A 26,845-nucleotide genomic window follows, 5' to 3' on the forward strand; every position below is an offset into this window, starting at 1 on the left:
GCGAGGACCTATGTGGCCTGGGGCGGGCGTGAGGGCGCGGAGTCCGGCGCCGCCAAGGACGTCCGCGTCGCGCTGGACCGGATGAAGGAGGCGTTCGACCTCCTCGGCGAGTACGTCACCGAGCAGGGCTACGACCTGAGGTTCGCCATCGAGCCCAAGCCGAACGAGCCGCGCGGTGACATCCTGCTGCCGACCGTCGGTCACGCGCTGGCGTTCATCGAGCGCCTGGAGCGTCCGGAGCTGTACGGCGTGAACCCGGAGGTCGGTCACGAGCAGATGGCGGGGCTTAACTTCCCGCACGGCATCGCGCAGGCGCTGTGGGCGGGCAAGCTCTTCCACATCGACCTCAACGGCCAGTCCGGCATCAAGTACGACCAGGACCTGCGGTTCGGCGCGGGTGACCTGCGGTCGGCGTTCTGGCTGGTGGACCTGCTGGAGAGCGCGGGTTACGCGGGTCCGAAGCACTTCGACTTCAAGCCGCCGCGGACCGAGGACTTCGACGGGGTGTGGGCGTCGGCCGAGGGCTGCATGCGCAACTACCTGATCCTGAAGGAGCGTGCGCTGGCGTTCCGGGCGGACCCGCAGGTCCAGGAGGCGCTGCGGGCCGCGCGCCTCGACGAGCTGGCGCAGCCGACGGCCGCCGACGGTCTTCAGGCGCTGCTGGCCGACCGCGGTTCGTTCGAGGACTTCGACGTCGACGCGGCCGCCGCGCGCGGGATGGCGTTCGAGCACCTCGACCAGCTCGCCATGGACCACCTCCTCGGCACCCGCGGCTGAACGCACGCGTGCCTGACGGCACGTACACACGGCTGAACACACGCACGCGTGCGTGTTCGCATGGCCTCGCCGTGACCGGCCCCCGCGCGGAATGACCCGGAATCATGCGGTCCACGACCTGATTCCGTGTCAACCTCCGTGCGGGGGTCGCATCGGGGCCGGTACGGCGCGACCCTGGTCGGCATGGCCATACCGCCCGTACCGCCACAGCCGCCCGAGCCGCCGGGCGGCGGATTCGGACCGCCTTCCGGACCCTCCAGCCCCGCTTCCGGAAGCTACGAAGGGGGCTACGGCCCTCCGCCGGGAGGCGACAGCGGGTACGGCCCCCCATCGGGAGGCGACAGCGGGTACGGTCCCCCACCCCAGGATCCAGGCGGGCCGGGGCGGCGCCGCAATCCGTTCCTCCTGCTGCTCGCGGCGGTCGTCGCCGTCGGGATCGTCGTCGCCGTCGTGGTCCTGATGTCCTCTCGGAACGACGACTCACCCGCACGGAAACCGGCCGAGGAGAGCAGCGCGAGCACCACCCCCGCGCCCTCCCTCAGCCTGCCGACCGAACTGCCCAGCACCCTGCCGAGCGGGTTCCCCACCGAGCTTCCGACCGGACTTCCCACGGAACTGCCGACCGAGCTTCCGACCGCACTTCCCACCGAACTGCCGAGCGACCTGGTGTCGTTGCTCCCGTCGTTGGCGCCCTGACGGGGCGCGGACGACGGCGGGCGCGGACGGCCGTGGGCGGTCGTGGGCTGCTGTGGGTCAGATGCCCCGCGGCAGCCGCACGTAGGTCACCGTCGTCTTGATACCGCTGTCGACCAGTCGGCCCTGCGCGTCGAAGGCGCCCGCGCCGTCCGTCATGCCGAAGTCGTTGTCGTTGATCAGGGCGAGCGTGTCGTGATCCACGCGCGCGACGCCTTCGATCTTCCCCGGCACGCCGGCGACCTCGCCCAGATCGACGACCAGCCGCTTGGCCGGCACCGGGACGCCCGCGGCCGTCGGATCGTCGAGCTGCTCCAGGGACGGCGACGTCGTGTCGTCGTCCCAGACGCTCCCGAGAATGTTCTCCCTGCGGTCCAGACGGATCAGTTGCAGCCGGGCCGCCTTGTCGGTGCGCTCCTCGACCAGCAGCCGGTCGCCGCCGACGGCGACGACCGAGGAGATCTTGAGCTCGGAGGTGTCGTCCTCGCTCGGGTCGACCACGTCCACCGGGTCGAAGCGGTAGGCGTACTCGGCGGTGACCGCCCGCTTCTTGGGGGAGAAGCGCAGCAGCCGGGTGGTGCGCGAGGCGTTCCCGACGTCCGCGTCCGGCAGGGACAACGGGCTCTGCAACGCCATCACGAGGTCACCGCAGGGCAGTTGGGCGAGTCCCTCGAAGCCGCGGTTGATCTTCCGGTGCAGCAGCACGGCCGGCAGCGACTGGACCACCGGGTAGTCCGCACCGGTGAGCTCCAGCCCCTTGGGCACGTAGCGGACGAGCACCCTGCCGCGCGCGGAGACATGGACGAGGGAAGGACCGTACTCGTCGACCAGCCAGAAGCTGCCGTCCGCGGCGCGCACGATCCCCTCGGTGTCCAGCCCGTTCGGGTTGTAGGACAGGGGCGTCGTCGCGTCGTAGGAGTACGGGGCCTCGTCGCGGCCCGCCAGGTTCGACAGGCCCGTCACGGGCTTCCCGGACGACGTGGTGAGCGGAATGGCGTCGAGCACCCGCACGCTGTCACCGGAGACCCGGATCTTCACGATCGCCGGGTCGAAGCCGGGCACCGGGAACGTGCGGCGCTTGGTGCCGCTCACCTTGATCTGGCCGTTGGGCCCGCGGTCGGTGATCGTCCAGAACTCGCCCTTGCGGCCTGCCGGGTAGATGTCGCTGCCGATGCCGCCGAGGTCGACGCCACGGTCGTTGTCCACGGTCCCGGGCAGCAGCGCATTGCTGAACGTGCCGAGCGGAAGGTCGCCGAGCGTCGCCGTGCGGACGACGCGGGCGTCCTCGGAGGGCGCGCCCGCGGCCGGGCCCGCCGCCACGAGTGCGGCCAGTACGGCGAGGGGCGCACCCGCCGCGACGGAACGTCGGACGCGGCGCCGGCCGGTGGCGAGCGGGGACATCGAGCCTCCTGAGGGGCAGCTTGCGGAGAAGCCGTCAGATGTGGGGCGAGGTTGCCGAGTTGGGTCGTACGCATCAAGTGCGTCGACAGCGGACAGAGTTGGGTCTCCGGTCGAACGCCGCACGACGGCCCGGTGAACGCCGGACGTCGGCCGCTCGGCGGACCGGCGCCGAGCCGTGCGCAGGTCCTGGTCCCCTCGGCCGAGCATGCGCCGACCGCGTCCTCGGACAGGCCTGCCGGGAGGTGCGCAGGGAGGCGCGTCGGCGGTGACGATCGGCTCCGTCCGGAGGGGCGTCGAACGGTGGCTGCGGCGGGGTGGTGCCGACGGCGCGCACACGGCCCGAACCGCCTTAGAGTGTGATGGATATCACGTCGCGGCAGGGCGGTTTTTTCCCTCTCAGGGGCCCGTAAGGGTCGGACATCAGGGACCTCTCAGGGGCGCGAGACGGAACCGCGGGGAGCACGGGCCCGTTTTCACAGCAGAGAGCGGCAGGAGCCGCGAAGGAGGCGACGCACATGTCGAAGAACGCGAAGATCGCCGCGGGAGGGGTCGCGGTCGGGCTCATCCTGCTGATCTGGCTGCCCTGGTGGGCCGCGCTGCTCATAGTCCTGGGAGTTCCCGCGGCCGCGTACCTCGCGCTGGACCCCTCGCAGCGGCGCAGGCTGCGCAGGGTCGGCCGCAAGGAGCTGGGGCGCTGACGCGTCCGTCTTCGTCCACGGGCCCGCGGGCGGCGTGGTCCGCGGACGGCTGACGCGCGACGGGTGCGGTTGCGGGGTGCGGGGCACGCCCCGTGCACCGGTGTGCCGCCAGGTCCGCGACCTGCGACACGCCCGTGCCGGCTTCAGTTCGGGCGTACGGCCATCTTGTCGAGGGCTGCCAGCAGACCGGGCAGCTCCGGCCCGCGTCCCACCGGCAGAACCTCACCGGGCTCGTCGTCCAGCAGGACGAACGCGATGTCGTCGGTCCTCGCCACCAGCGACCAGCCCGGACCGTCGACGCGCAGGGTCCGCGCGTCCCCCGATCCGAAGGAGGACCGCACCCGTCCCAGGGGCGGCGGCGAATCGACGTACGCCCAGGCCTCCGCGAGGACGCGCCGGATCCCCTGGTGGTGGGGCTCTTCGGGAGCCGTCCTCCCGGGCTCGCCGGCCTTGTCCTCGGCCTCGGACGCCTCGGAGCCCTCCTCCGCGCCCGCAGGAGATCCCTTGGTGCCGCCGGTGCCCTCCGTCGCCTTTGAGGCGCCGCCGCTGCCCTCCGCCGCCTCGGGATCCTTCGAGGAGGCACTGAAGGCGTCGTCGTCGAGCTGCTCCCGCCAGCGTGCCCACTGCATGGCGATCTCGTCCGCGCCCAGCCGCCGCTGGGCCGGGCCCCAGACGCTCGTGTCCGGCGGGCACAGGGGCGGGCCGTCCCCGTCCTCCGGGGCCGGATCGTGCGGTGCCGGCACGCCGGGCGCCGCGACCGCCACATCGAGGGGCCAGCCGGGCAGGGCGGCCACTACGGTCCGCTCCTCGGGCGACAGGTCGTACTCCAGGCCGCAGTCCCATGTCGCGATCGCGACGGCGACCAGCGACACGTCGTCGATCGCGACCGTCCAGCGCGCGCCGCCGCCGTCCTGCCCCAGTACGAGGCCGTAGCCGTCGACGAGAGGGGCGAGGCCCAGGGCCGCGCAGGCCTCCGGGTAGTCGTCGCCCAGTACGCTCGGGAATTTCGCCGGCGTCAGCAGCAGCGCCGTGAGCACGTAGAGCGCGTCGTCCGCGGCGGCGACGGTGTCCTCGTCCGTCCCGGCCATCTCAGCCTCCCCATAGGTTCGTCCATCGGCGCGCACCCTAGTGTGCCCGGAAGCCGCTTGTCACGGCTCCCAGGCGCATGCGGAACTGTGGTTTTCCGTCGGGACGGGACGAATCGGCCACGAGAGGCCAGGGTCCCTCGGGCCGTCGGGAGCCCGAGAGGGGCGCGTGCCACCGCGCCCGGCTACTCGTCGCGCTCCCGGGCGACCTCGACGTGGAGTGGAATTCCCGGCCGCAGAAGAGGGGCGCTGCGGTTCGAGCGGATCGTACGGATGCGGCGACTGTCCCCCTGCCGGGACGGTACCCGGGCGCGTCAGCCGGCCGGTGACTCCAGCGTGTCCAGTGTGCTTCGCAGCCAGGCGAGTTCGGCGCGGGAGGTGGCACGCGCGATGGTCAGGATGCCGCGCCTGAAGGGATCGTCCACCTCCTCGGCGCGCAGCGGGCGGTCGTCGGCGTAGAAGAAGCTCGCCGGTTCCTCCAGGAACGCCAGCCTGCGCCGCAACACGGCCGACTGGGCGCCGGGGTCGTCCAGATGCCGTAGGAAGGCGAGCACCGTGAACCAGCGGTTCTCGTCGGTGATGTCGCGCTGGACGGGATCGGCGAGCCGGTGGCGAAGTTCGCGCCTCCCCTCGTCGGTGAGCGTCAGGACGTGCCGCGGTGCCGCCACCGCGCCCGGCTCGGTGGCGCGGGCGAGCAGCCCGGCCCGCTCCATGCGCTTGATCGCGGGATACAGCGTGCTCTCGGCCGCCGGCCGCACGTGTCCCATGAGGGCGTTGATGCGTTTGCGCAGCTCGTAGCCGTGCAACGGGGCGTCGTACAGGAATCCGAGGATGGCGAGCTCGAGCATGCCCGCATTCTCGCCCACCGGTGCGGCGCGTCCTGCGGAGTGCGTCCCTCTCGCGCATCGCCCTCGCTATACATCACCCTCGCTATACATCGACACCGATGTATAGTCGAACGTGCGCCGAAGGACGGTCGGCGGCAGCTTCGGTGGCGAGCGACGAGCGACGAGCGGGGAGACGGGATGAAGCAGGCCGAGTTCGACGGCAAGGGGAACTGCGTCCGTTGGACGGAGACGCCGGGAGCGGAACCCGCGCGGGTGTACGTGCACGGCCTCGGCGCGACCTCGGCCGTGTACCACGCGCATGTCGCCGCCCGGCCCGAACTCGCGGGGCGGCGCAGTCTGTTCGTGGACCTGCCCGGGCACGGCACCAGCGACCGGCCCGCGGACTTCGGCTACACCCTCGTGGACCACGCGGACGCCCTGGCCGCGGCGCTGGACGCCGCCGGTGTGACGGGCGCCGAACTCGTCGGGCACAGCATGGGCGGCTCCGTCGCCATCGTGCTCGCCCGGCGGCGGCCCGACCTCGTGTCCCGGCTGGTCCTCACCGAGGCCAACCTCGACGCCTTTCCGCCGGTCACGGCGGGGAGCAGCGGTATCGCCTCCTACGACGAGGACGCCTTCGTCGACGGCGGCCACGCGCGCGTACTGGAGCGGGTCGGACCGGTGTGGGCGGCGACCATGCGGCTGGCGGACCCGCGCGCCCTGCACCGTTCCGCCGTGGGGCTCAGGAGGGGTTCGGATCCGGTGATGCGCACGCTCCTCGAAGAACTGACGATCGAGCGCGTGTACGTGCAGGGTGAGCGGAGCGGCGAACTCGAGGGCGGGGCGGCCCTGGAGGCCGCGGGGGTACGGGTGGTGACCGCGGCCGGCGCCGGCCACAACGTCATGTTCGACAACCCCGACGCGTTCGTCGCGGCGGTCGCGGGAAGCGGCCTGGGCTGAGTAGCCCCGGCCGGTCGCGGCCGGGTGCCTCAGCCCTCCCGGACCGCCAGGGCCAGGAACCGCGCGTCCTCGTCGACGTACGACGTCATACGCCATCCCGAGGCGGCCAGCAGCGGACGCAGGCGGGGTTCCGCGCGCAGGTCCTCCGGGGTGATCCGGCGGCCCTGGCGCGCGGCCAGCGCCCTTCTGCCGATCGGATGGAACAGTGCCAGCGTGCCGCCGTGACGCGCCACGCGGGCCAACTCCCGGAGGTTTTCGGCGGGACGGGGAAGATGGGCGACCAGCCCCGCCGCGAACACCGCGTCCACCGACTGCGAGCGCAACGGGAGCGCGGTGACGTCGGCGAGCAACAGCCGTCCGTTCCGGTCCTGTCCGGCCCGTGCCGCCGCCTCCAGCATGGCCGGGGTCAGATCGGCTCCGACGACCACGCCCGAGGCGCCCACGGCGGCCCGCAACGGCCCCAGGGCGCGCCCGGTGCCACAGCCCGCGTCGAGCACGCGGTCCCCCTCGCGCAGGCCCAGAGCGGCGACGGCGGCCGCGTAGGCGGGGCCGTCGTCGGGGAACCGGGTGTCCCAGTCGGCCGCCCGGGCGGTGAAGAACTCCTGGACGTGCGTGTGATGGTCGCTCATGTTCCGCATGATCCCGCACCGACACCGGAGACGTCTCGGCGCACACGTTCGAGCTTCGGGCGATCGCTCCGATACGTATATGCGCCATATTCCAGCAGATTTCGAAATGCGCCCCCTCCGTGCTCCCGTGCCCCGACTAGCGTCCACGGGCCATGGGACACCTGGACCACGCCGGCTTCGGCTGGCTCACCCCCGCGCTGTCGTACGTGATGGCGTGCACAGGGGCCGCGCTGGGACTCCGCTGCACGGTCCGCGCCCTCGGTGCCACCGGGCGCTCGCGCCGCAACTGGCTGCTCACCGCGGCCTCGGCGATCGGAACCGGCATCTGGACGATGCACTTCGTGGCCATGCTCGGCTTCGGCGTCGGCGGCACCGACATCCGCTACGACGTGCCGCTCACCGTCCTCAGCCTCGTGGTCGCCATGATCGTCGTGTCCGCCGGGGTCTTCGCGGTCGGCTACGGCCGCCACCGCACCCGCGCGCTGCTCCTCGGCGGTCTCACCACCGGGCTGGGCGTCGCGAGCATGCACTACCTCGGTATGGCCGCGATGCGACTGCACGGCCGCGTGAGCTACGACCCGCCGCTCGTCGGGCTCTCCGTCCTGATCGCCGTCGTCGCGGCGACCGCGGCGCTGTGGGCGGCCCTCAACATCAAGTCGCCGGTCGCGGTCACCGTCGCCTCCCTCGTCATGGGAGCCGCCGTCAGCAGCATGCACTACACCGGGATGTCCGCCGTGAGCGTGCATGTCACGCCCTCCGGCGCGGCCCTGCCCGGGGCCTCGGCGATGCAGTTCATCTTCCCCCTCGCCGTGGGCCTCGGGTCCTACCTCTTCCTGACCTCGGCCTTCGTCGCGCTGTCGCCGACGGCGGGGGAGCGCGAGGCATCCGCCTCGGCCCAGCGCACGGTCGGGAGCGTCGCCCGCTAGCGGGTCTGCCGCGCCGGTGAGTCCGCGCGCGGGGCCCACGAACCACTTCCGAGCGAGGAGGCCATGCGTACACCCCGCAGGATCGCCCCGGCCGGCGCCGAGACGCCGCCTCCGTCCCCGGCACGCGGTCGCCGCGCGCACGCCGGACCACCCGCCGACGAGGGCCCCGACGACTCCTCGGCCGCGCCGACCGACGGCCCGCACGGGCGCGCGGGCCGTCGGCGGCTGCGGCCCCGCACCGTCCGGGCCAAGATCGTCTGCCTGCTGATGGTGCCGGTCGTGTCGCTGCTGGCGCTGTGGGCGTCCGCCACCGTCAGCACCGCTCAGGACATCTCCGGGCTGCTGGAGTTGCAGCGGGTGGACGCCCAGGTCCGGGCCCCCGTCGCGACCGCGGTCGCCGCTCTCCAGGCCGAGCGCGCCACGGCCGTGCGGTACGCGACCGATCCCGCCCTCGCCTCCGGCGGCGACTACCGCGAGCTGGGTCGGCGCACCGACCGGGCCGTCGCGAAGCTGCGCCTCGGCGACCGCAACACCGTCGCCGACGGCCAGGAGATGCCCGCAGGAGTCGCCCGGCGACTGGCGGCCTTCGTCATGGGAACCGAGGAACTGCGCTCCCTGCGCGCCGACGTGCTCGACGGCCGTGCCGGATGGGACGAGGCGTACAGGCGCTACACGGACAGCATCACCGCCGCCTTCCGCGTAGACGGAGCGCTGACCGGCATCCAGGACGCCGACCTCGGTTCGGACGCGCGCGTACTGCTCGAATTCTCCCGAGCCGGGGAGGCGCTGGCCCAGGAGGACACGGTCCTCTCGAGCGCACGCCTCGTCGGCACGCTCGACGGGGAGCGGCTGAGGCTGTTCACCGGGGCCGTCGACACCCGTCGCGCGCTCACCGAGTCGGCCGCCGTGGACCTGCGAGGCTCCGAGCGGGCCGCCTGGCGGAGCCTCGCCGAAAGCGGCGCCTACGCCGCCGTGGAGGCCGTCGAGGACCGGGTCCTGGCGAGCGGTTCCGGCCCGCGCGCGATCGACGCGGCATCCGGCGCCACGTGGGACGACGCGCACACGCGCGTACAGGACGGCATGCGCGCCGTCGAGCAGGACGCCGCGCGCGGCGTCGCCGACCGGGCCGACCCGTTCACCCGCGGCCTGTTCACCTCGGCCGGTGCCGCGGTGCTTCTCGGGCTCGTCGCCGTCGCCGCGTCGCTGGTGATCTCGGTGCGCATCGGACGCGGCCTGGTCGTAGAACTGGTCGGCCTGCGCAACAGCGCTCTGGACATCGCCCGGCGCAAACTGCCCGAGACCATGCGCAGGCTGCACGCGGGCGAGGAGATCGACGTCCGGGCCGAGGCACCGCCCGGACCCCGCGCGGAGGACGAGACCGGCCAGGTCGCCGAGGCCCTCGGCATCGTGCACCGGGCCGCGCTGCACGCCGCCGTGGAGCGCGCGGAACTGGCCAACGGCATCTCCGGCGTGTTCGTCAACCTCGCGCGCCGCAGCCAGGTCCTCGTCCACCGTCAGCTCAGCCTCCTCGACAGCATGGAACGCCGGTCGGACGACCCCGACGAACTCGGCGACCTTTTCCGTCTCGACCACCTCACCACCCGGATGCGGCGCCACGCGGAGAGCCTGATCATCCTCTCCGGCGCGGCCCCCGGCCGGGCGTGGCGCATGCCGGTCTCCCTGACGAACGTGGTCCGCGCGGCCGTCTCCGAGATCGAGGACTACGCACGCGTGGAGGTACGACAACTCCCCGAGGCGTCCGTCATCGGTACCGCGGTGGCCGACCTCACCCACCTGCTGGCCGAGATCGTCGAGAACGCGGCCCAGTTCTCACCGCCCCACACCCGCGTGCGCATCGCCGGCGAACCCGTCGGCAACGGTTACGCGATCGAGGTCGAGGACCGCGGACTCGGCATGGGCAAGGAGACGCTCGCCGGGGCCAACCGGCGTATCGCGCAGTCCGCGGCCCTGGATCTCTTCGACAGCGACCGGCTCGGCCTGTTCGTGGTCAGCCGGCTCGCGGCGCGCCACGACATCAAGGTGCATCTGCGGACCTCGCCCTACGGCGGTACCACCGCGGTCGTCCTGCTGCCCACGGCCCTGTTGCACAACGGTGCGCCGGAACGCCCCGCCCGTGCGGCCGGGGAGACGGAGCGCACCGTGGAACCACGTGCGTACGCGCGCGTGGCGGTCGCCACCGCGCACCAGGAAGCCGTTCCCCCGCCCGCCGACCGACCCGCGCTGTCCGCCCCCGCGCAGACCGCGGCGGCCGGCGGGACCCAGGACCCACCCCCGGGAGTCGCCACCTTGCGCCTGCACCGCCCCACGGACGACACCGCGGGATCCGACGGCCTCCCACGACGGGTACGGCAGGCGAGCCTCGCCCCCCAACTGCGCGAGCGGGCCGCGGAGGAGTCGGAGCAGCCGGCCGACCCGGACGGTGACGACGGGCGCACACCGGAACTCGTAAGGGACCGCATGACGGCCTTTCGCACGGGCTGGACACGCGGCGGAGGCAGGCAACCGGGCCGCGGGGCCACCCCGGGCCCCGCACCGCTCGACGACAGAGGCGAAGGAGCCCCCGCATGATCCAGGACCCGAGCACGAAGCCGGCCGGGCGATCCGGCGAACTCGACTGGCTGCTGGACGACCTGGTGACGCGCGTGCGCGAAGTCAGGCACGCCGTGGTGCTGTCCAACGACGGCCTCGCCGTGGGCGCGTCGACCGACCTGAGCCGGGAGGACGCCGAACACCTGGCCGCGGTCGCCTCCGGCTTCCACAGCCTGGCCAAGGGCGCGGGCAGGCACTTCGGCACCGGCGGGGTACGCCAGACGATGGTGGAGATGGACGAAGGCTTCCTGTTCGTGGCCGCCGCGGGCGACGGCTCCTGCCTCGCCCTGCTGACCGCGGTGACCGCCGACATCGGCCTGGTGGCGTACGAGATGGCACGCCTGGTCAAGCGCGTCGGCGAGCACCTGCGCAGCGCGCCGCGCGCCACCGCGCGCCCGCCGGCCGGTGGATGAGGCGAGGGAACGGCCGGCGAAGATGACCGAAGGCAGGCGCGAGGCCCCGCACGAGCGGGGCAGTCAGTGGTACGACAACGAGGCCGGCCCCTTGGTGCGCCCGTACGCCATGACGGGCGGACGGACCAGGTCCGGCCCCGACGGAGTGCGCTTCGACCTGATCGCGCTCGTCACCTTGGACCCGACGGCACCCGGAGCCGACGATGTCGGTCTCGGCCCGGAGCACCGTTGCCTCGTCGATCTGTGCCGTCCGGAGACCCAGTCCGTCGCCGAACTCGCGGCAGGCGCCGACCTGCCCGTCGGCGTCGTCCGGGTTCTCCTCGGCGACCTGCTGGAACTGGGCCGCGTCACCGTCAGCCGACCGGTGCCCCCCGCGCAACTGCCCGACGAACGGATCCTGCGCGAAGTGATCGAAGGGCTCCGTGCGCTGTAGACAAACGTTCACCACCATCCGGACCCGAAAGGACGTGCACACCGTCCACTTCGGTGGCCCGGTGCTCAGTGAACGCGCGCAGATCGGTCCAGACATTCCACAAACGGTCGAACGCCCCCTGAAGGGGGTGCAGTTGTCATGATGCTGACTTCGTGAACCCGCCCCGGAGCCACGGGCGGACCGTCCGCCGGGGCGCGCCGCACCCGAACGGACGTCGGTCGTGGCCCGACTCCCGAGAGAAGTGATCGATGGTCTCCGAGCACTCCGAAGACATGGACGGCGACACGACCGCCCTGGCGTTGAAGATCCTGGTCGCCGGCGGGTTCGGCGTGGGCAAGACCACCCTGGTGGGCGCGGTCAGCGAGATCAGGCCGCTGCGCACCGAGGAACTGCTCAGCGAGGCCGGACAACTCGTGGACGACACCGACGGGGTCGACCGGAAGGTCACGACGACCGTCGCGATGGACTTCGGGCGCATCACCATCCGTTCCGGCCTCTCCCTGTACCTGTTCGGCACCCCCGGCCAGGACCGCTTCTGGTTCCTGTGGGACGAGCTGTCGCAGGGAGCCCTCGGGGCCGTGGTCCTCGCAGACACCCGGCGGCTGGAGGCCTGCTTTCCCGCCGTGGACTACTTCGAGCACCGCCACATCCCGTTCGTGGTGGCCGTCAACTGCTTCCCGCGCGCCCGGACCTACGACGCCCGTGAGGTCTCCTCGGCACTCGACCTGGACCAGGGAACGCCCGTCGTGCTGTGCGACGCCCGTGACCGCGACTCGGGGAAGGAAGTCCTGATCCGGCTCGTCGAGTACGCCGGGCGGATGCACACCGCCCGGCTGCTCGACTCGGTGGGCTGACGGTCGGTCCTCGGACCGGCGGCGCCGTCAGTCGGCGACGCCCTTCTCCGCCAGGACCTTCTCGACCGTGACCCGGACGAGGAGTTCACCCGGGACGCCGTTCCGGGCGCCGATCTCCTCGGCCCGGTCCTCGCCCATGTACCGGGCGGCGATACGAGTGGCCCAGTGCCGGACGTCGTCCAGTTCCTCCGAGAGCACCGCACGTCCGTGCAGCACCACGAAGTCGAACGGCGGCCGGTCGTCGTCCACGCACAGCGCGACCCGGCCGTCCCTGGCCAGATTGCGTCCCTTCACAGTGCCCTTGCCGGTGTTGAACACGATCTCGTCCCCGTCCAGCAGGAACCAGATCGGCGCCACGTGCGGGCTCCCGTCGGCCCGAACGGTGGACAGCTTCCCCGTGCGCGTCCCGCAGGAGACGAACGCCCGCCACTCGTCATCGGTCATCTTCTGTGCCATGTCCACATCCTCCTTGCCGGGCGCCCGGAGGTGGGGAAGGCTGGCGGGGGAGATCCTCCGGTCAGGGGGAGACGTCGCACGGGGAGACCGGATCATGGCGCAGAACCAGGGACTCGGCTGGCTGCTGGACGACCTGACCGAGCGTGTCGAACACGTACGGCACGCCTTGGTGTTGTCCAACGACGGACTGGTGACAGCCGCGAGCACAGGACTACGACGGGAGGACTCGGAGCATCTGGCCGCAGTGTCGTCCGGACTGCACAGCCTGGCCAAGGGCTCGGGACGCCACTTCGGCGCGGGACAGGTGCGTCAGACGATGGTCGAGTTCGACGACGCCGTCCTGTTCGTCACCGCCGCGGGCAACGGCAGCTGCCTGAGCGTCCTCACCGGCGCGCAGGCCGACATCGGCCAGATCGCCTACGAGATGACACTCCTCGTCAACCGAGTCGGCGAACACCTCGGACTGGACGCCCGCCAGCCCGAACGAACTCCGGTCATAGACCTCTGACCTGCGGCTTTCATCCTCCGACGAGTTATCCACAGGCTCGCCACGAGAAGCGTCGATGCGGCTACGGTTTTTCTCACGGCAAGCGCGCACGGCGCGAGTCACCGACGCCACGGGGGAGACCGATCATGTCCGTCCACACGCTCACGACACCGCACGTCCCCACCCTCGCGACCGGCCGAGCCGCCCGGGAACTGGGACTCAGGCGGGGCGAGTTCGAACTCGCCGTGCGCCTCGGTCGCATCCGGACCGTGCCCGACGAAGGCGGCGGGGGAGCGCGTCGCGTCGCGCACACCGAAATCGACCGGTTGCGCTCCGCGGAGGACTTCCCCGAGGGGCTGCGCGCCGGCGTCCGGGTCGTGGGGACCAGGGAAGGCGCGACCCTCATGGAGGTGACGGCCGCCCGCTTCACCCGCCTGGCACGCCTGGGCCTGGTGAGCCCGGTGAAGTTCTACCTCAACCGCTATCGCGCGGTGGTCTGGCTGTATCTCGCCGACGACATCAGGCGGTTCGCCGCCGGGGATGAGCATCGCGGACTGCTGAGCGGGCGTACCCCCGAAGCGCTGCGGGACCGACTGCGCGCGGGAGTGGACCTGCGGCCCCGCAACTGGCGGGGACGGCACCTGGAATTCCTGCTGCGGCAGGCCGACGGCCCCTGGCAGCGCGCGGGCGCCCTGGCCTCTCTGCTCACCCCCGACCAGATCGCCGAGACCGTCCCGGATCCCCACGAGCGCGCCAAGGTCGACCGGTTCCGGCCGGACCCGCCCACGCAGGGCGTTCCCGGGTCACCGTCCGCGCGGATCGCCGAGACGCTCGCCACGGCGGCCGACCCGGACGAGATCGGCCGGCTCAGCGCCGATCTGGCGCACGCCGTCGAACAGGCGCGCCGGCACCGGCCGGTGCCCCACCCCGCGCCCCACAGGATCGTGAACGCGGATCCTCGGACCCCACGGCGCGAAGCCCGGAGCGCCGCGGCACACGTGCCGGACCGGCCCGAGCGGACGCGCGGCCTGCTGAGCCGGCTGTGCCGCAGAAGCCCCTGACCTAAAGAGCCCGGAACAGACCCTCCTGGACGACGGACACCAGCAGGCGTCCCTCCAGGTCGTAGATCCGTCCGCGGGCCAGGCCCCGGCCGCCCGTGGCGATCGGCGACTCCTGGTCGTACAGGAACCACTCGTCCGCGCGGAACGGCCGGTGGAACCACATGGCATGGTCCAGCGACGCCATGTCGAAGTTCCGCGCACCCCACAGGGGTTCGACCGGGATGCGCACGGCGTCCAGCAGGGTCATGTCGCTCGCGTACGTCAACGCGCACGTGTGCACCAGCGGATCGTCCCCGAGCGGGCCGACCGCACGCATCCACACCGCGCTGCGCGGTTCGGCGCCCTCGACGTCCTCGGCGTTCCAGCGCAGCCGGTCCACATACCGGATGTCGAAGGGCTGACGGCGCGCCATCCGCTCCAACTGCTCCGGCAGTGCTCCCAGATGCTCCCGGATCTCCTCCGTGACCGTCGGCAGGGACTCCGGTGCCGGCACCTTGCGGGCCGGTGGCAGCTGGTGCTCGAAGGGACCTTCCTCAGGCCTGTGAAAGGAGGCGGTGAGATTGAAGATCGTACGGCCCTGCTGCACGGCGGTGACCCGGCGTGTGGTGAACGACCGTCCGTCCCGGACCCGCTCGACCTGGTACACGATCGGCACACCCGGACGGCCGGGGCGCAGGAAGTACGCGTGCAGCGAGTGCACCGGGCGCTCGCCGTCGGTGGTGCGCCCGGCGGCGACCAGCGCCTGGCCCGCCACCTGGCCGCCGAAGACCCGTTGCAGGGACTCCTGCGGGCTGCGGCCACGGAAGATGTTGACCTCGATCTGCTCCAGGTCCAGCAGGTCGACGAGCCTCTCGGCCGGATTCGTCATGGGTGGGATTCTCCTCGGCTCACAGCTGGCCGACGTCGGTGACACGGACGACGGCGCGGCCCTCGGCGTCCGAGGCCGCGAGGTCGATCTCGGCGCTGACGCCCCAGTCGTGATCGCCGCGCGGGTCGTCGAAGATCTGCCGGACCCGCCACAGGCCGTGCTGCGGCTCCTCCTCGATCAGGAGCAGCTTGGGACCGCGGGCGTCCGGGCCGGTGCCGAGTTCGTCGTACTCGTCCCAGTACTTGTCCATCGCCTCGCCCCAGGCGTCGGCGTCCCAGCCGGCCTCGGCGTCCATCTCGCCGAGCTCCCCGACCTGGTCGAGAGCGGCGAGTTCGACACGGCGGAACATGGCGTTGCGGACCAGGACACGGAAGGCCCGCGCGTTGGCGGTGACCGGCTTGACCTGGTCGGCCTTCTCCTGGGCCTCCTCGGCCGTCATCTCCTCCGGGTTGGCCAGCTGCTCCCATTCGTCCAGCAGGCTGGAGTCGACCTGGCGCACCATCTCGCCCAGCCAGGCGATCAGGTCCTCCAGGTCCTCGGACTTCAGATCGTCCGGGATGTTGTGCTCGAGGGTCTTGTACGCGCTGGCCAGGTAGCGCAGCACGATGCCCTCGGTGCGGGCCAGCTCGTAGTGGGAGACCAACTCCGTGAAGGACATGGCCCGCTCGTACATGTCACGGATGACGGACTTCGGCGACAGCGGATGGTCGCCCACCCACGGGTGGCTCTTGCGGTAGGTGTCGTAGGCGTGGAAGAGCAGCTCCTCCAGCGGCTTGGGGTAGCCGATGTCCTGGAGCCGCTCCATGCGCTCCTCGTACTCGACCCCGTCCGCCTTCATCGCGGCGACGGCCTCGCCGCGCGCCTTGTTCTGCTGGGCGGCGAGGATCTGCCGTGGGTCGTCCAGGGTGGACTCCACGACCGAGACCATGTCCAGCGCGTAGGACGGCGACTCCGGGTCCAGGAGCTCGAACGCGGCCAGCGCGAAGGTGGAGAGCGGCTGGTTGAGGGCGAAGTCCTGCTGGAGGTCGACCGTCAGACGCACGATGCGGCCCGTGGCGTCCGGCGTGTCGAGCTTCTCCACGATGCCGCCGTCCAGCAGGGAACGGTAGATCGCGATCGCGCGCCGGATGTGCCGGAGCTGCTGCTTGCGCGGCTCGTGGTTGTCCTCCAGGAGCCGGCGCATCGCCTCGAAGGCGTTGCCGGGCCGGGCGATCACCGACAGCAGCATCGTGTGCGTCACCCGGAAACGGGAGGTCAGCGGCTCAGGCTCGGAGGTGATGAGCTTGTCGAACGTGGTCTCGGTCCAGGCGACGAAGCCCTCGGGCGCCTTCTTGCGGACCACCTTCCGGCGCTTCTTGGGGTCGTCACCCGCCTTGGCGAGCGCCTTCTCGTTCTCGATGACGTGCTCGGGCGCCTGCGCGACCACGAAGCCGGCCGTGTCGAAGCCGGCCCGCCCGGCCCGGCCCGCGATCTGGTGGAACTCCCGGGCCCGCAGCGTGCGCACCCGATTGCCGTCGTACTTGGTCAGAGCCGTGAACAGCACGGTGCGGATGGGCACGTTGACACCGACGCCGAGCGTGTCCGTGCCGCAGATGACCTTCAACAGCCCGGCCTGGGCGAGCTTCTCCACCAGACGCCGGTACTTCGGCAGCATGCCGGCATGGTGGACGCCGATGCCGTGCCGCACGTAACGCGAGAGGTTGCGGCCGAACTTGGTGGTGAAACGGAAGTTGCCGATCAGGTCGGCGATCCGCTCCTTCTCCTCCTTCGAGCACATGTTGATGCTCATCAGCGCCTGCGCGCGCTCCACGGCCTGCGCCTGGGTGAAGTGCACGATGTAGACCGGCGCCTGCCTGGTGTCCAGCAGGTCGGTCAGCGTCTCCGTGAGCGGGGTGTACCGGTACTCGTAGGACAGCGGTACCGGGCGGTTGGCCGAGCGGACCACCGAGGTGGGCCGGCCGGTGCGCCGGGTCAGGTCCTTCTCGAAGAAGGAGACGTCGCCGAGCGTCGCCGACATCAGGACGAACTGCGCCTGCGGCAGTTCCAGCAGGGGGATCTGCCAGGCCCAGCCCCGGTCCCCTTCCGCGTAGAAGTGGAACTCGTCCATGACGACCTGGCCGACGTCGGCGTCCTTGCCGTCGCGCAGCGCGATCGACGCGAGCACCTCGGCGGTGCAGCAGATCACCGGCGCGTCCGCGTTGACGGACGCGTCACCGGTGAGCATGCCGACGTTCTCGGTACCGAAGATCTTGCACAGCTCGAAGAACTTCTCCGAGACCAGCGCCTTGATCGGGGCGGTGTAGAACGTGACCTCGTCCCGGGCGAGCGCCGCGAAGTGCGCGCCCGCCGCGATCATGCTCTTGCCCGAGCCGGTGGGCGTCGACACGATCACGTTGGCACCGGAGACCACCTCGATCAGCGCCTCCTCCTGGTGGGGGTAGAGCGTCAGACCGCGCTCCTGGGCCCACGACTCGAAGGCTTCGTAGAGGGCGTCGGGGTCTGCGGTCGGCGGCAGCTGATCGATGAGGGTCACGCACCCATATTGCCTGGCCTCGGCCCCGATGCGGGAATCGGATACCAGGCCGAAGATCATGACCGCTACGCTGTGTCGCCGACGGAGCGTCAACGCACCCGGTCAACTGGACAGCGACACACGAGGAACAGGGCGGGCAACGGCCATGATGGGACCAGCACACTCACTGTCGGGCGCCGCCGCCTGGCTCGGCGTAGGGGCGGCGACCGCCGCGGCCGGGCACCCGATGCCCTGGCCGGTCGTGGTGGCCGGTGCGCTGATCTGCGCCGGTGCCGCTCTCGCTCCGGACCTCGACCACAAGGCCGCCACCATCTCCCGCGCCTTCGGCCCGGTCTCGCGCTGGCTCTGCGAGATCGTCGACAAGCTCTCCTACGCCGCCTACAAGTCCACCAGGAAGCCGGGCGACCCGCGCCGCTCCGGTGGGCACCGCACGCTCACCCACACCTGGCTGTGGGCGGTCATGATCGGTGCGGGCACCTCGGCGCTGGCGATCGCCGGCGGCCGCTGGGCGGTGCTGGCGATCCTCTTCGTGCACATGGTGCTGGCCATCGAGGGCCTGCTGTGGCGGGCCGCCCGCGGCTCCAGCAGCGACATCCTGGTGTGGCTGCTGGCCGCGACCACCGCGTGGATCGTCGCCGGAGTCCTGGACAAGCCCGGCAACGGCTCGGACTGGCTGTTCACGGCACCTGGCCAGGAGTATCTGTGGCTGGGCCTGCCGATCGTCCTCGGCGCCCTGGTGCACGACATCGGGGACGCCCTGACCGTCTCGGGCTGCCCGATACTCTGGCCGATCCCGCTGGGCCGCAAGCGCTGGTACCCCCTCGGTACCCCGAAGGCCATGCGCTTCCGGGCCGGCAGCTGGGTCGAGCTCAAGGTGCTGATGCCCGTGTTCATGGTGCTCGGCGGGGTGTGCGGCGCGGCGGCGCTCAACTACATCTGAGGCCGCACGTACGCCTGACGCGGCCCGTACGCCTGACGCGGCACGCCCGTCCGGGGTGTGCCGCCCGGCCCGCAGAGGTGGCACGCGGGCCGGGGGCGGCGGACTCAGCCGGACAGGCTGTCCTCGTCGACGATGTGCATCGCGGCCTCCTCCGCGGAGGCCGCCGCGCCGTCGATGCCGACGTCCGTGGCGACCAGCGCGCTCTCCTCGTCCTCGTGCGCCCCCTCGTCGGGGGCCACGAGCCTGCCGGAGCGCAGGGCGCCGACCTCGTTGTCGAGGACTTCGCCGTCGGTGCCCTCGCAGTCGCCGATGCCGTCGCTGTCGGGGATGTCGAGATCCGGCGTCTCCTCCGCCAGGCGCTGGTCCAGCGTCTCGCCGCGGTGCCGCTCCGCGGCGGTGACATCGGAGCGCTCCACCGCCCACGGCCGCTCGGGCGGGGACCAGCCCCGGTCGAGAGGATCACCGACGCCGTCGTTCTCCAGGGTGTCTTCCACATCGAGGAGTCCCGTGTCGGCCTGGACCTCGGATCCGTCGGGCTGGTAGACGTCGTCTCCCCATCCGTCGACGCTGTTCACGGGTACCTCCAGGTCGTGGGAACGGGCCCGCTCGTACCGCGGTCGGCGATCGGCCGCCGCCGTACGGGGCGCAGGCTGCGCGCGGCACGCACCGAAGGATTCCCGGGTGCTTTCGGCACCTGTGCCGCTTTCCAGCGTTCCACCCGGGTTCGGGACTGCGCAACGCCAGAGCGCGAGGAGCCGCCCACCGTCGGCATGCGCGCGGCCCTCCCGCACCGCCCCGAGCGCCCCCGTCGGCGCCCGCGCGTGAGTCCCCGGGAGCCCGGCCGCCCCGCGGTGTCCCGCCGGTCCGCGCCCGGGAGACCAGGCCCGTGGCCGCCGACGTCACCAGGCCCTGCCGGACCCGTCCGGCGGCCCCGCGCCGAGGCCGGGGCCGGGGCGGACCCGCGGCGCGCCGACGGGGCCGCGCCCGCCCGGCGGCTCACCGTGGACGCCCGCTCCGTGCGGTCGCGGGCGCCCCGGACCTGCTCCGGGTGTTCGGCCACGACCGCCACCGGACCCGGCCGTCCCGCCGTGCCTCGGGCACCGTCGGCTCCCTCAGCCGTGCCAGGAACGCCACAGGGCCGCGTACGCGCCGTCCGCCGCGACCAGCTCGTCATGGCTGCCCAGCTCAGTGATGCGACCGTTCTCCACGACCGCGATGACATCCGCGTCGTGGGCGGTGTGCAGACGGTGGGCGATGGCGATCACCGTACGGCCGTCGAGCACGCGGGCCAGGGAGCGCTCCAGGTGACGTGCCGCCCGCGGGTCGAGCAGCGAGGTCGCCTCGTCCAGGACCAGGGTGTGCGGGTCGGCCAGCACCAGCCGGGCCAGCGCGATCTGCTGGGCCTGGGCCGGGGTGAGCGCGAGGCCGCCCGAGCCGACCTCGGTGTCCAGACCGTCGGCGAGGGCGCGCGCCCAGCCGTCCGCGTCGACCGCGCCGAGTGCGGCCCACAGCTCGGCGTCGGCCGCGTGGGTCCGGGCGAGCAGCAGGTTGTCACGCAGGGAACCCACGAACACGTGGTGCTCCTGGTTGACCAGGGCCACGTGGGAGCGGACCCGCTCGGCAGGCATCCGGGACAGCTCGGCGCCCCCGAGGGCGATGCGGCCCGCCCGGGGCGCGTAGATGCCGGCGAGCAGCCTGCCCAGGGTGGACTTGCCCGCGCCGGAGGGGCCGACCAGCGCCAGCCGGGTGCCCGGCGCGACCGCGAGCGAGACCTCGTGCAGTACGTCCACTCCCGCGCGGTAGCCGAAGTGCACCCGGTCCGCGTGGACGTCGCGCCCGTCCGGGGACACCGACTCGTCCCCGGCATCGGGCTCGATGTCCCGTACGCCGACCAGCCGCGCGAGCGACACCTGCGCCACCTGCAGCTCGTCGTACCAGCGAAGGATCAGGTTGACCGGGTCGACCAGCATCTGCGCGATCAAGGCGCTCGTGGTCATCTGGCCGATCCCGATCCAGCCCTGGAGGACGAACACCCCACCGATCAGCACGACGGAGGCGAGCACGGTCGCATGCGTGACGGTGACGACCGGGAAGAGCACGGAACGCAGCCAGAGCGTGTAGCGCTCCCATTGGGTCCACGAACTGATGCGTTGGTCCGACTGCTCGACGCGGCGGGCTCCGAGCCGGTGCGCCTCGACGGTGCGTCCGGCGTCCACGGTCTCGGCGAGAGCGGCGGCGACGGCTGCGTACCCGGCGGCTTCGGAACGGTATCCGGAGGGTGCTCGTCGGAAGTACCAGCGGCAGCCGACGATCAGCACCGGCGCGGCGAGCAGCACGGCCGGGGCCAGCGGCGGCGCGGTGACGACGAGTCCGCCGAGCAGCAGCACCGTCCACATCACGCCGATCGCGAGCTGCGGCACGGCCTCGCGCATGGCGTTGCCCAGCCGGTCGATGTCCGTGGTGATCCGGGAGAGCAGGTCGCCGGTGCCCGCCCGCTCCAGCACGCCGGGCGGCAGCGCCACCGACCGCACGAGGAAGTCCTCGCGAAGGTCGGCCAGCATCCGCTCGCCGAGCACCGCGCCCCGCAGCTGCACCTGCCGCACGAACACGGCCTGGACGAGCAGGGCGACCACGAACAGTGCGGCGGTGCGCTCCAGATGGAGTTCCCGCGTGTGGTCCGACACGCGCTCGACCAGGCCGCCCAGCAGCCAGGGACCGACCATCGAGGTGATCACCGCGACCGTGTTGACCGTGATGAGCATCAGGAAGGCAGGGCGGTGGCGGCGGAACAGTTCGGCCACGTAGGCGCGTACGGTCGCCGGGGCGCCGACGGGCAGGGTGCTCGCCGTCGTCGGGGCCGCCGGGTCGTAGGCCGGTGGTGCCACGCCGATCATGCGGTCTCCTCGATCTCTTCCAGGGCGCCCCGGAAGGCACCGTCGGCGAAGGCGGGCTCGTCCTGCGTCTCGCGTGTCACCACGGCCCGGTACCGGGGCTCCGTGAGCACCAGCTCCCGGTGCGCGCCGACCGCCGCGACCTCGCCCTCGTGCACCAGGACGACCCGGTCGGCGCGGTCCAGGAGCAGCGGTGAGGAGGTGAAGACCACGGTCGTGCGGCCCGCCCGCAGCCGGCTGACGCCCTCCGCGATCCGCGCCTCGGTGTGCGAGTCGACGGCGGAGGTCGGCTCGTCCAGGACGAGGACCTCCGGGTCCGTGATCAGCGACCGGGCCAGCGCGAGCCGCTGGCGCTGGCCGCCCGAGAGGGAGCGTCCGCGCTCGGCGATACGGGCGTCCATCGGGTCCTCGGCGTCGAGCGAGCCCTGCACGAGCGCCTCCAGGACGTCGCCGCACTGTGCGGCCGCCAGGGCCGCCCGCGGATCGACGTCACCGGAGGCGGGGACGTCGAGCAGTTCGCGCAGGGTGCCGGAGAGCAGCACGGGGTCCTTGTCCTGGACGAGGACGGCCGTCCGCGCCGTGTCGAGGGGCAGTTCGTCCAGCGGTACACCGCCGAGCAGCACGGAGGTGGTGCCCGCCTCCGCCGGGTGACCGCCGAGGCGTTCGGCGAGCCGTCCCGCCGCGTCCGGGTCGCCGCAGACCACCGCGGTGAGCAGGCCGACGGGGGCGAGCAGCTCCGTGTCCGGGTCGTACAGGTCTCCTGACGGAACGTCGGCCGGGCGCGAGCCCCCGGTGTCGGTGGACCGCTCCAGCGACAGCACGCCCGCGGCCCGCCGGGCCGAGGGCCGCGAGAAGGAGTACGCCATGGCGATCTCCGTGAAGTGACGCAGCGGATAGGTGAGTACCATGACCGAGCTGTAGACCGTGACGAGTTCGCCGACGGAGATCCGGCCCTCGCGGGCCAGGTGGACGCCGTACCAGACGACCGCGATCAGCAGCAGACCCGGCAGCAGGACCTGGATCGCCGAGATCAGTGACCACATCCGGGCGCTGCGTACGGCGGCGTGGCGGACCTCCTGCGAGGCGCGCCGGTAGCGGTCGAGGAACAGGTCCTCGCCGCCGATGCCGCGCAGCACGCGCAGACCGGCGACGGTGTCCGAGGCCAGCTCGGTGGCGCGGCCGGCCTTCTGGCGCTGGAGGTCGGCGCGTCTGGTCGCGCGCGGCAGCAACGGCAGTGCGGCGAGGCTCAGCAGGGGCAGCCCCACGGCTACGACCACACCGAGCGAGGGCTGGTAGACGACCAGGCCGACGCAGACCAGGACGACGGTCAGCGCGGCGGCGGTGAAGCGGGAGACGGCCTCCACGAACCAGCCGATCTTCTCGACGTCTCCCGTGGAGACCGCCACCACCTCGCCGGCGGCGACCCGGCGGGTCAGCGCGGAGCCCAACTGCGCGGCCCTGCGGGCCAGTAGCTGCTGCACGCGGGCCGCCGCCGTGATCCAGTTGGTGACCGCGGCCCGGTGCAGGAAGGTGTCGCCGACCGCGATGCCCACACAGCACAGGGCCATCAGGCCGCCGGAGAGGGCCAGTTGGGTGCCGGAGCGGTCGACGACGGCCTGGACGGCGTAGCCGACGCAGAAGGGCTGGGCGGAGACGGCCGTGAAGTGCAGCAGGCCCCAGGCCAGCGCCCGGATCTGACCGCCCAACTGGTTCCGGCCGAGCCACCACAGGAACCGGGGGCCCGAACGCACGTCGGGCACGCCCGGGTCGGGATACGGAAGGTCTTGAATCTGCATGACGTCCAAGTGGCTCGTGTCAGGGGGCGGACGGGGAAGGTGGAAGGACGGCAGGGAAGGGCGGAGCCGCGAGGCGCGGCAACAAACCGTGAAAGGTTCGCGTCGGAGCGTGGTCAAAATCAACCTCTTTTTCCGGGGCGCCGAACGGTTCAGGCTGCCCGGTCCGCGCGATCCGGACTGGTCCGGCATCAGTTGAATGTCCCTAACTCTGGTTGAATGTCAGGAAAGTTCCAGGAGGATGGGGTGATGTCGGAGTGGCAGCGCACGGTGCGCGAGAACCGCGACGGCGAACCGCGCTCCCCTCGACGGCCGTGACGACCGGCACGGCCCGGGCGACCCGCACGACCCTGTCGGCTCTGTCGGTGCTGCCGGTGCTCGCGACCCTCACGGGCCTGCTGACCCTGTCCGGATGCGACGGCCCGGACCGGGGGAGCGGTGGGGGCGCGGGACCCGTCGCGGGCGCGGACCGCACTCACCCGGACCCGGGCCGAACCCGCCCGGAGCGCCCGGGTGCAAAGCCCGTGGACCCGACCCGCATCCCGGGCGTCGGCGAGCGCCTTCGGCGGCGGATCCCCGCCGACTCCCGGCAGGTGGTGGCGGTCTACGGGGACGGCAGGGACTCGGCCGACGCCACGGTCGTGCTGTACACCAGGCGCGGCTCCGTCTGGGAGCACGTCCGCGACTGGCCCGCGCACAACGGGAAGAAGGGCTGGACCACCGACCACCACGAGGGCGACGGGCGCAGCCCCGTGGGAGTGTTCACGCTCACCGACGCCGGCGGTGTCCTCGCCGACCCCGGAACCCGACTCCCGTACACGAGATCCGCCGGCTTCGCGGCGCCGCACTGGTGGGCCAGGTCGCACTGGCACGACTTCGACTACGTCATCGCCATCGACTACAACCGCCTCAAGGGCACCCCGCCGAACGACCCGACCCGCCCCGAGGGCGGTTCCAGAGGGGGTGGTATCTGGCTGCACCTGGACCACGGCAGCGGTACGTCGGCCTGTGTCGGCCTGTCCGGAGCGGCTGTGCGGTACCTGTTGCGCACACTCGACCCTGACCGGCATCCCGTGGTGGTGATGGGCGACAGGGCGCACCTCGACTGACTCGCCACCGGAGCCCGCCGTTCAGCAGGAGCGCCCCCATGGCGCGGGGGGCCCGTCCACCAGTGTGTCCAGCAGGCTCCCGAGTGCCTCGCGCTGGGCGCCCGTCAGCGGCGCGAGGATCTCCTGCGCGGCCGACACGCGCGCCCCGCGCAGTTCGCGCAGCGCCTCCTGGCCGTCGGCGGTGAGTTCGACGCGGATCACGCGGCGGTTGGTCGGGTCGGGGACCCGCCGCACCTTGCCGCTCGCCTCCAGCCCGTCGACCAGGGTCGTCACGGCACGGGGTACCACCTCCAGCCGTTCGGCCAGATCGGCCATGCGGGGCGAGGTGTCGCAGTGCGCCAGGGTGCGCAGCAGCCGGGCCTGGGCGGGTGTGACACCCAGGCCGCGCTGCTGGAGGTGGTGCTTCTGGATGCGGTGCACCCGGCGTGTGAGCCGCAGGAGTTGCTCGGCGAGCAGGCCGTCGGGATCGGGGCTGGTCATGGGGGAACAATATCAGGACCAGGTTCATTGTGAGTATAGGTAACAATGAGCTATGCTCCATGAATCCTCACCCTCTCACCCTCCGTAGGAGCCATGCCCCGCGATCACATCGAATGGACCCCCTCTCCCGGCTCTCCCGGCTCTCCCGGCACCTCGACGGACCAGCCCCGCCAGGTGCGCCGCATCCTCTCCCTGTTCAAGCCCTACCGCGCCCGGCTCGCGGTCGTCGGCCTGCTGGTCGGCGCCTCGTCCCTGGTGTCCGTGGCCACCCCGTTCCTGCTCAAGGAGACGCTGGACGTCGCGATCCCCCAGGGGCGCACCGGTCTGCTGAGCCTCCTGGCCCTCGGCATGATCCTCAGCGCCGTCCTGAACAGCGTCTTCGGCGTACTCCAGACGCTGATCTCCACGACCGTCGGCCAACGCGTCATGCACGACCTGCGCACCGCCGTCTACGGCCGGCTCCAGCGCATGTCGCTCGCCTTCTTCACCCGGACCCGCACCGGCGAGGTGCAGTCCCGCATCGCCAACGACATCGGCGGTATGCAGGCCACCGTCACCTCCACCGCGACCTCCCTGGTCTCCAACCTCACCAGCGTGGTCGCCACGATCGTCGCGATGATCGCCCTCGACTGGCGGCTGACCGTCGTCTCGCTGCTCCTGCTGCCGGCCTTCGTCTGGATCAGCCGCCGCGTCGGCAACGAGCGCAAGAAGATCACCACCCAACGCCAGAAGCAGATGGCTGCGATGGCGGCGACCGTCACCGAGTCGCTCTCCGTCAGCGGCATCCTGCTCGGCCGCACCATGGGCCGCTCCGACTCGCTCACCCGGTCGTTCGCCGAGGAGTCCGAGCAACTGGTCGACCTCGAGGTGCGCGCGAGCATGGCGGGCCGCTGGCGGATGGCCGTGATCACGATCGTGATGGCCGCCATGCCGGCCGTCATCTACTGGACCGCGGGCCTCGCCCTCCAACTGGGCGGCCCCGGCGTCTCGATCGGTACCCTCGTCGCCTTCGTCTCGCTCCAGCAGGGCCTGTTCCGCCCGGCCGTGAGCCTGCTGGCGACCGGCGTCCAGATCCAGACCTCGCTCGCCCTGTTCCAGCGCATCTTCGAGTACCTCGACCTGCCCGTCGACATCACCGAGCGCGCGGAGCCCGTCCACCTCGACCAGGTCAAGGGCGAGGTCCGCTTCGAGGACGTCACCTTCGGCTACGACGGCAAGGGCGGCCCGGTCCTCGACGGCATCGACATCACCGTCCCCGCGGGCAGCGGCCTCGCGCTCGTCGGCGCCACCGGGGCAGGCAAGTCCACGCTCGGCTATCTGGTGCCACGCCTGTACGACGTCACGGGCGGCCGGGTCACCCTCGACGGCGTCGACGTCCGTGACCTCGACTTCGACACCCTGGCCCGCGCGGTCGGCGTCGTCTCGCAGGAGACGTACCTCTTCCACGCCTCGGTCGCCGAGAACCTGCGCTTCGCCAAGCCGGAGGCCACCGACGAGGAGTTGTACGCGGCGGCCCGAGCGGCCCAGATCCACGACCACATCGTGTCCCTGCCGGACGGCTACGACACCGTCGTCGGCGAACGCGGCCACCGGTTCTCGGGCGGCGAGAAGCAGCGCCTGGCCATCGCCCGGACCATCCTGCGCGATCCGCCGGTGCTCATCCTCGACGAGGCGACCAGCGCCCTGGACACCCGCACCGAACACGCCGTCCAGGAGGCCATCGACGCGCTGTCCGCCGACCGCACGACCCTCACGATCGCGCACCGGCTGTCCACCGTCCGGGGCGCCGACCAGATCGCGGTCCTGGATCGCGGGCACGTCGTCGAACGAGGTACGCACGAGGAGCTGTTGGCGCGGGACGGACGGTATGCCGCGCTCGTGCGCCGGGACGCCCAACTGGAGCCGACAAGCTGACGATATG

25 protein-coding genes are annotated in these 26,845 nt (G+C 72.1%); 14 read left to right on the forward strand and 11 right to left on the reverse strand.

Features of this window, described 5'->3' with window-relative positions; all coding sequences use genetic code 11:
* A partial coding sequence (gene xylA / locus ACWC24_RS22545) for a xylose isomerase (RefSeq protein ID WP_450664642.1) occupies nt 1-777 on the forward strand: 777 nt, incomplete at its 5' end.
* Between the two features lie 459 nt (nt 778-1,236).
* Nucleotides 1,237-1,473 carry a hypothetical protein gene (locus ACWC24_RS22550; protein ID WP_450664643.1) on the forward strand — a complete coding sequence of 79 codons (237 nt, stop codon included), beginning with the start codon at nt 1,237-1,239 and terminating at the stop codon, nt 1,471-1,473.
* 57 nt (nt 1,474-1,530) lie between these two features.
* Here the strand turns inward: ACWC24_RS22550 and ACWC24_RS22555 are convergent, their stop codons facing one another.
* Complete coding sequence (locus tag ACWC24_RS22555; protein ID WP_450664644.1) at nt 1,531-2,871, reverse strand: esterase-like activity of phytase family protein; 1,341 nt, start codon at nt 2,869-2,871, stop codon at nt 1,531-1,533.
* 515 nt (nt 2,872-3,386) lie between these two features.
* Between ACWC24_RS22555 and ACWC24_RS22560 the strand changes: the two genes are divergently transcribed.
* Entirely contained in the window at nt 3,387-3,569 is a 183-nt protein-coding gene (locus tag ACWC24_RS22560) for a hypothetical protein (protein WP_351611204.1), read from the forward strand.
* Nucleotides 3,570-3,712: 143 nt separating this feature from the next.
* On the opposite strand, the gene ACWC24_RS22565 is transcribed toward ACWC24_RS22560, so the two are convergent.
* Entirely contained in the window at nt 3,713-4,657 is a 945-nt protein-coding gene (locus ACWC24_RS22565; protein ID WP_450664645.1) for a hypothetical protein, read from the reverse strand.
* Between the two features lie 311 nt (nt 4,658-4,968).
* A complete protein-coding gene (locus ACWC24_RS22570) occupies nt 4,969-5,502 on the reverse strand; it encodes a PadR family transcriptional regulator (RefSeq protein WP_450664646.1) in 534 nt (177 codons plus the stop codon).
* Between the two features lie 177 nt (nt 5,503-5,679).
* Here ACWC24_RS22570 and ACWC24_RS22575 point away from each other — a divergent pair, with 177 nt between their 5' ends.
* Nucleotides 5,680-6,441: an alpha/beta fold hydrolase gene (locus ACWC24_RS22575; protein WP_450664647.1), complete on the forward strand. Its 762-nt coding sequence runs from the start codon at nt 5,680-5,682 to the stop codon at nt 6,439-6,441.
* Between the two features lie 29 nt (nt 6,442-6,470).
* On the opposite strand, the gene ACWC24_RS22580 is transcribed toward ACWC24_RS22575, so the two are convergent.
* Nucleotides 6,471-7,070, reverse strand: a complete 600-nt coding sequence (locus ACWC24_RS22580) for a class I SAM-dependent methyltransferase (RefSeq protein ID WP_450664648.1) — start codon at nt 7,068-7,070, stop codon at nt 6,471-6,473.
* Nucleotides 7,071-7,222: 152 nt separating this feature from the next.
* On the opposite strand from ACWC24_RS22580, the gene ACWC24_RS22585 reads away from it, so the two are divergent.
* The 5 genes from ACWC24_RS22585 (at nt 7,223) to ACWC24_RS22605 (ending at nt 12,306) form a co-directional block, all read left to right on the forward strand.
* Nucleotides 7,223-7,996 carry an MHYT domain-containing protein gene (locus tag ACWC24_RS22585; RefSeq protein WP_450664649.1) on the forward strand — a complete coding sequence of 258 codons (774 nt, stop codon included), beginning with the start codon at nt 7,223-7,225 and terminating at the stop codon, nt 7,994-7,996.
* A 63-nt stretch (nt 7,997-8,059) separates the two neighbouring features.
* Nucleotides 8,060-10,585 (forward strand): sensor histidine kinase, encoded by a 2,526-nt coding sequence (locus ACWC24_RS22590; RefSeq protein WP_450664650.1) that lies wholly within the window; start codon nt 8,060-8,062, stop codon nt 10,583-10,585.
* Nucleotides 10,582-11,019, forward strand: a complete 438-nt coding sequence (locus ACWC24_RS22595) for a roadblock/LC7 domain-containing protein (protein WP_450664651.1) — start codon at nt 10,582-10,584, stop codon at nt 11,017-11,019. Before ACWC24_RS22590 ends, ACWC24_RS22595 begins: the two co-directional genes overlap by 4 nt.
* A gap of 22 nt (nt 11,020-11,041) precedes the next feature.
* Complete coding sequence (locus ACWC24_RS22600) at nt 11,042-11,452, forward strand: DUF742 domain-containing protein (RefSeq protein WP_450664652.1); 411 nt, start codon at nt 11,042-11,044, stop codon at nt 11,450-11,452.
* 248 nt (nt 11,453-11,700) lie between these two features.
* Nucleotides 11,701-12,306 carry a GTP-binding protein gene (locus tag ACWC24_RS22605; protein WP_450664653.1) on the forward strand — a complete coding sequence of 202 codons (606 nt, stop codon included), beginning with the start codon at nt 11,701-11,703 and terminating at the stop codon, nt 12,304-12,306.
* Nucleotides 12,307-12,333: 27 nt separating this feature from the next.
* Here ACWC24_RS22605 and ACWC24_RS22610 read toward each other — a convergent pair whose 3' ends face one another.
* Nucleotides 12,334-12,762: a PPOX class F420-dependent oxidoreductase gene (locus tag ACWC24_RS22610; RefSeq protein WP_450664654.1), complete on the reverse strand. Its 429-nt coding sequence runs from the start codon at nt 12,760-12,762 to the stop codon at nt 12,334-12,336.
* Nucleotides 12,763-12,856: 94 nt separating this feature from the next.
* On the opposite strand from ACWC24_RS22610, the gene ACWC24_RS22615 reads away from it, so the two are divergent.
* A complete protein-coding gene (locus ACWC24_RS22615; protein ID WP_450664655.1) occupies nt 12,857-13,270 on the forward strand; it encodes a roadblock/LC7 domain-containing protein in 414 nt (137 codons plus the stop codon).
* A gap of 125 nt (nt 13,271-13,395) precedes the next feature.
* Nucleotides 13,396-14,310, forward strand: coding sequence for a DUF6397 family protein (locus ACWC24_RS22620; RefSeq protein ID WP_450664656.1), 915 nt, complete (start codon nt 13,396-13,398; stop codon nt 14,308-14,310).
* A gap of 1 nt (nt 14,311) precedes the next feature.
* Here ACWC24_RS22620 and ACWC24_RS22625 read toward each other — a convergent pair whose 3' ends face one another.
* Together ACWC24_RS22625 and ACWC24_RS22630 are read right to left on the reverse strand one after the other, a co-directional pair.
* Nucleotides 14,312-15,178 (reverse strand): acyl-CoA thioesterase, encoded by an 867-nt coding sequence (locus ACWC24_RS22625; RefSeq protein ID WP_450664657.1) that lies wholly within the window; start codon nt 15,176-15,178, stop codon nt 14,312-14,314.
* Between the two features lie 19 nt (nt 15,179-15,197).
* Nucleotides 15,198-17,711 carry a DEAD/DEAH box helicase gene (locus tag ACWC24_RS22630; protein WP_450664658.1) on the reverse strand — a complete coding sequence of 838 codons (2,514 nt, stop codon included), beginning with the start codon at nt 17,709-17,711 and terminating at the stop codon, nt 15,198-15,200.
* Between the two features lie 145 nt (nt 17,712-17,856).
* On the opposite strand from ACWC24_RS22630, the gene ACWC24_RS22635 reads away from it, so the two are divergent.
* The gene (locus tag ACWC24_RS22635) at nt 17,857-18,651 is read left to right on the forward strand and encodes a metal-dependent hydrolase (RefSeq protein ID WP_450664659.1); all 795 of its coding nucleotides are present in this window, start codon (nt 17,857-17,859) and stop codon (nt 18,649-18,651) included.
* A gap of 104 nt (nt 18,652-18,755) precedes the next feature.
* On the opposite strand, the gene ACWC24_RS22640 is transcribed toward ACWC24_RS22635, so the two are convergent.
* The 3 genes from ACWC24_RS22640 to ACWC24_RS22650 all read right to left on the reverse strand — a co-directional run bounded on the left by ACWC24_RS22640 (nt 18,756) and on the right by ACWC24_RS22650 (nt 23,338).
* Nucleotides 18,756-19,226: a DUF5709 domain-containing protein gene (locus ACWC24_RS22640; protein ID WP_450664660.1), complete on the reverse strand. Its 471-nt coding sequence runs from the start codon at nt 19,224-19,226 to the stop codon at nt 18,756-18,758.
* A 537-nt stretch (nt 19,227-19,763) separates the two neighbouring features.
* Nucleotides 19,764-21,545, reverse strand: coding sequence for an ABC transporter ATP-binding protein (locus tag ACWC24_RS22645; protein ID WP_450664661.1), 1,782 nt, complete (start codon nt 21,543-21,545; stop codon nt 19,764-19,766).
* Entirely contained in the window at nt 21,542-23,338 is a 1,797-nt protein-coding gene (locus ACWC24_RS22650) for an ABC transporter ATP-binding protein (RefSeq protein ID WP_450664662.1), read from the reverse strand. Before ACWC24_RS22650 ends, ACWC24_RS22645 begins: the two co-directional genes overlap by 4 nt.
* A gap of 311 nt (nt 23,339-23,649) precedes the next feature.
* Here ACWC24_RS22650 and ACWC24_RS22655 point away from each other — a divergent pair, with 311 nt between their 5' ends.
* Nucleotides 23,650-24,444, forward strand: coding sequence for a hypothetical protein (locus tag ACWC24_RS22655; protein WP_450664663.1), 795 nt, complete (start codon nt 23,650-23,652; stop codon nt 24,442-24,444).
* 21 nt (nt 24,445-24,465) lie between these two features.
* Here the strand turns inward: ACWC24_RS22655 and ACWC24_RS22660 are convergent, their stop codons facing one another.
* Entirely contained in the window at nt 24,466-24,924 is a 459-nt protein-coding gene (locus tag ACWC24_RS22660) for a MarR family winged helix-turn-helix transcriptional regulator (protein WP_450664664.1), read from the reverse strand.
* A gap of 93 nt (nt 24,925-25,017) precedes the next feature.
* Between ACWC24_RS22660 and ACWC24_RS22665 the strand changes: the two genes are divergently transcribed.
* Complete coding sequence (locus ACWC24_RS22665; protein ID WP_450664665.1) at nt 25,018-26,838, forward strand: ABC transporter ATP-binding protein; 1,821 nt, start codon at nt 25,018-25,020, stop codon at nt 26,836-26,838.
* The last annotated feature ends 7 nt before the right edge of the window (nt 26,839-26,845 follow it).

The organism is Streptomyces sp. NPDC001443 (assembly GCF_053597355.1).

Coding starts and splice junctions, on each gene's coding strand:
- ACWC24_RS22550 (WP_450664643.1), top strand. CDS start 1,237: ATGTCCTCTCGGAACGACGACTCACCCGCACGGAAACCGGCCGAGGAG.
- ACWC24_RS22555 (WP_450664644.1), bottom strand. CDS start 2,871: ATGTCCCCGCTCGCCACCGGCCGGCGCCGCGTCCGACGTTCCGTCGCG.
- ACWC24_RS22560 (WP_351611204.1), top strand. CDS start 3,387: ATGTCGAAGAACGCGAAGATCGCCGCGGGAGGGGTCGCGGTCGGGCTC.
- ACWC24_RS22565 (WP_450664645.1), bottom strand. CDS start 4,657: ATGGCCGGGACGGACGAGGACACCGTCGCCGCCGCGGACGACGCGCTC.
- ACWC24_RS22570 (WP_450664646.1), bottom strand. CDS start 5,502: ATGCTCGAGCTCGCCATCCTCGGATTCCTGTACGACGCCCCGTTGCAC.
- ACWC24_RS22575 (WP_450664647.1), top strand. CDS start 5,680: ATGAAGCAGGCCGAGTTCGACGGCAAGGGGAACTGCGTCCGTTGGACG.
- ACWC24_RS22580 (WP_450664648.1), bottom strand. CDS start 7,070: ATGAGCGACCATCACACGCACGTCCAGGAGTTCTTCACCGCCCGGGCG.
- ACWC24_RS22585 (WP_450664649.1), top strand. CDS start 7,223: ATGGGACACCTGGACCACGCCGGCTTCGGCTGGCTCACCCCCGCGCTG.
- ACWC24_RS22590 (WP_450664650.1), top strand. CDS start 8,060: ATGCGTACACCCCGCAGGATCGCCCCGGCCGGCGCCGAGACGCCGCCT.
- ACWC24_RS22595 (WP_450664651.1), top strand. CDS start 10,582: ATGATCCAGGACCCGAGCACGAAGCCGGCCGGGCGATCCGGCGAACTC.
- ACWC24_RS22600 (WP_450664652.1), top strand. CDS start 11,042: ATGACCGAAGGCAGGCGCGAGGCCCCGCACGAGCGGGGCAGTCAGTGG.
- ACWC24_RS22605 (WP_450664653.1), top strand. CDS start 11,701: ATGGTCTCCGAGCACTCCGAAGACATGGACGGCGACACGACCGCCCTG.
- ACWC24_RS22610 (WP_450664654.1), bottom strand. CDS start 12,762: ATGGCACAGAAGATGACCGATGACGAGTGGCGGGCGTTCGTCTCCTGC.
- ACWC24_RS22615 (WP_450664655.1), top strand. CDS start 12,857: ATGGCGCAGAACCAGGGACTCGGCTGGCTGCTGGACGACCTGACCGAG.
- ACWC24_RS22620 (WP_450664656.1), top strand. CDS start 13,396: ATGTCCGTCCACACGCTCACGACACCGCACGTCCCCACCCTCGCGACC.
- ACWC24_RS22625 (WP_450664657.1), bottom strand. CDS start 15,178: ATGACGAATCCGGCCGAGAGGCTCGTCGACCTGCTGGACCTGGAGCAG.
- ACWC24_RS22635 (WP_450664659.1), top strand. CDS start 17,857: ATGATGGGACCAGCACACTCACTGTCGGGCGCCGCCGCCTGGCTCGGC.
- ACWC24_RS22645 (WP_450664661.1), bottom strand. CDS start 21,545: ATGATCGGCGTGGCACCACCGGCCTACGACCCGGCGGCCCCGACGACG.
- ACWC24_RS22650 (WP_450664662.1), bottom strand. CDS start 23,338: ATGCAGATTCAAGACCTTCCGTATCCCGACCCGGGCGTGCCCGACGTG.
- ACWC24_RS22660 (WP_450664664.1), bottom strand. CDS start 24,924: ATGACCAGCCCCGATCCCGACGGCCTGCTCGCCGAGCAACTCCTGCGG.
- ACWC24_RS22665 (WP_450664665.1), top strand. CDS start 25,018: ATGCCCCGCGATCACATCGAATGGACCCCCTCTCCCGGCTCTCCCGGC.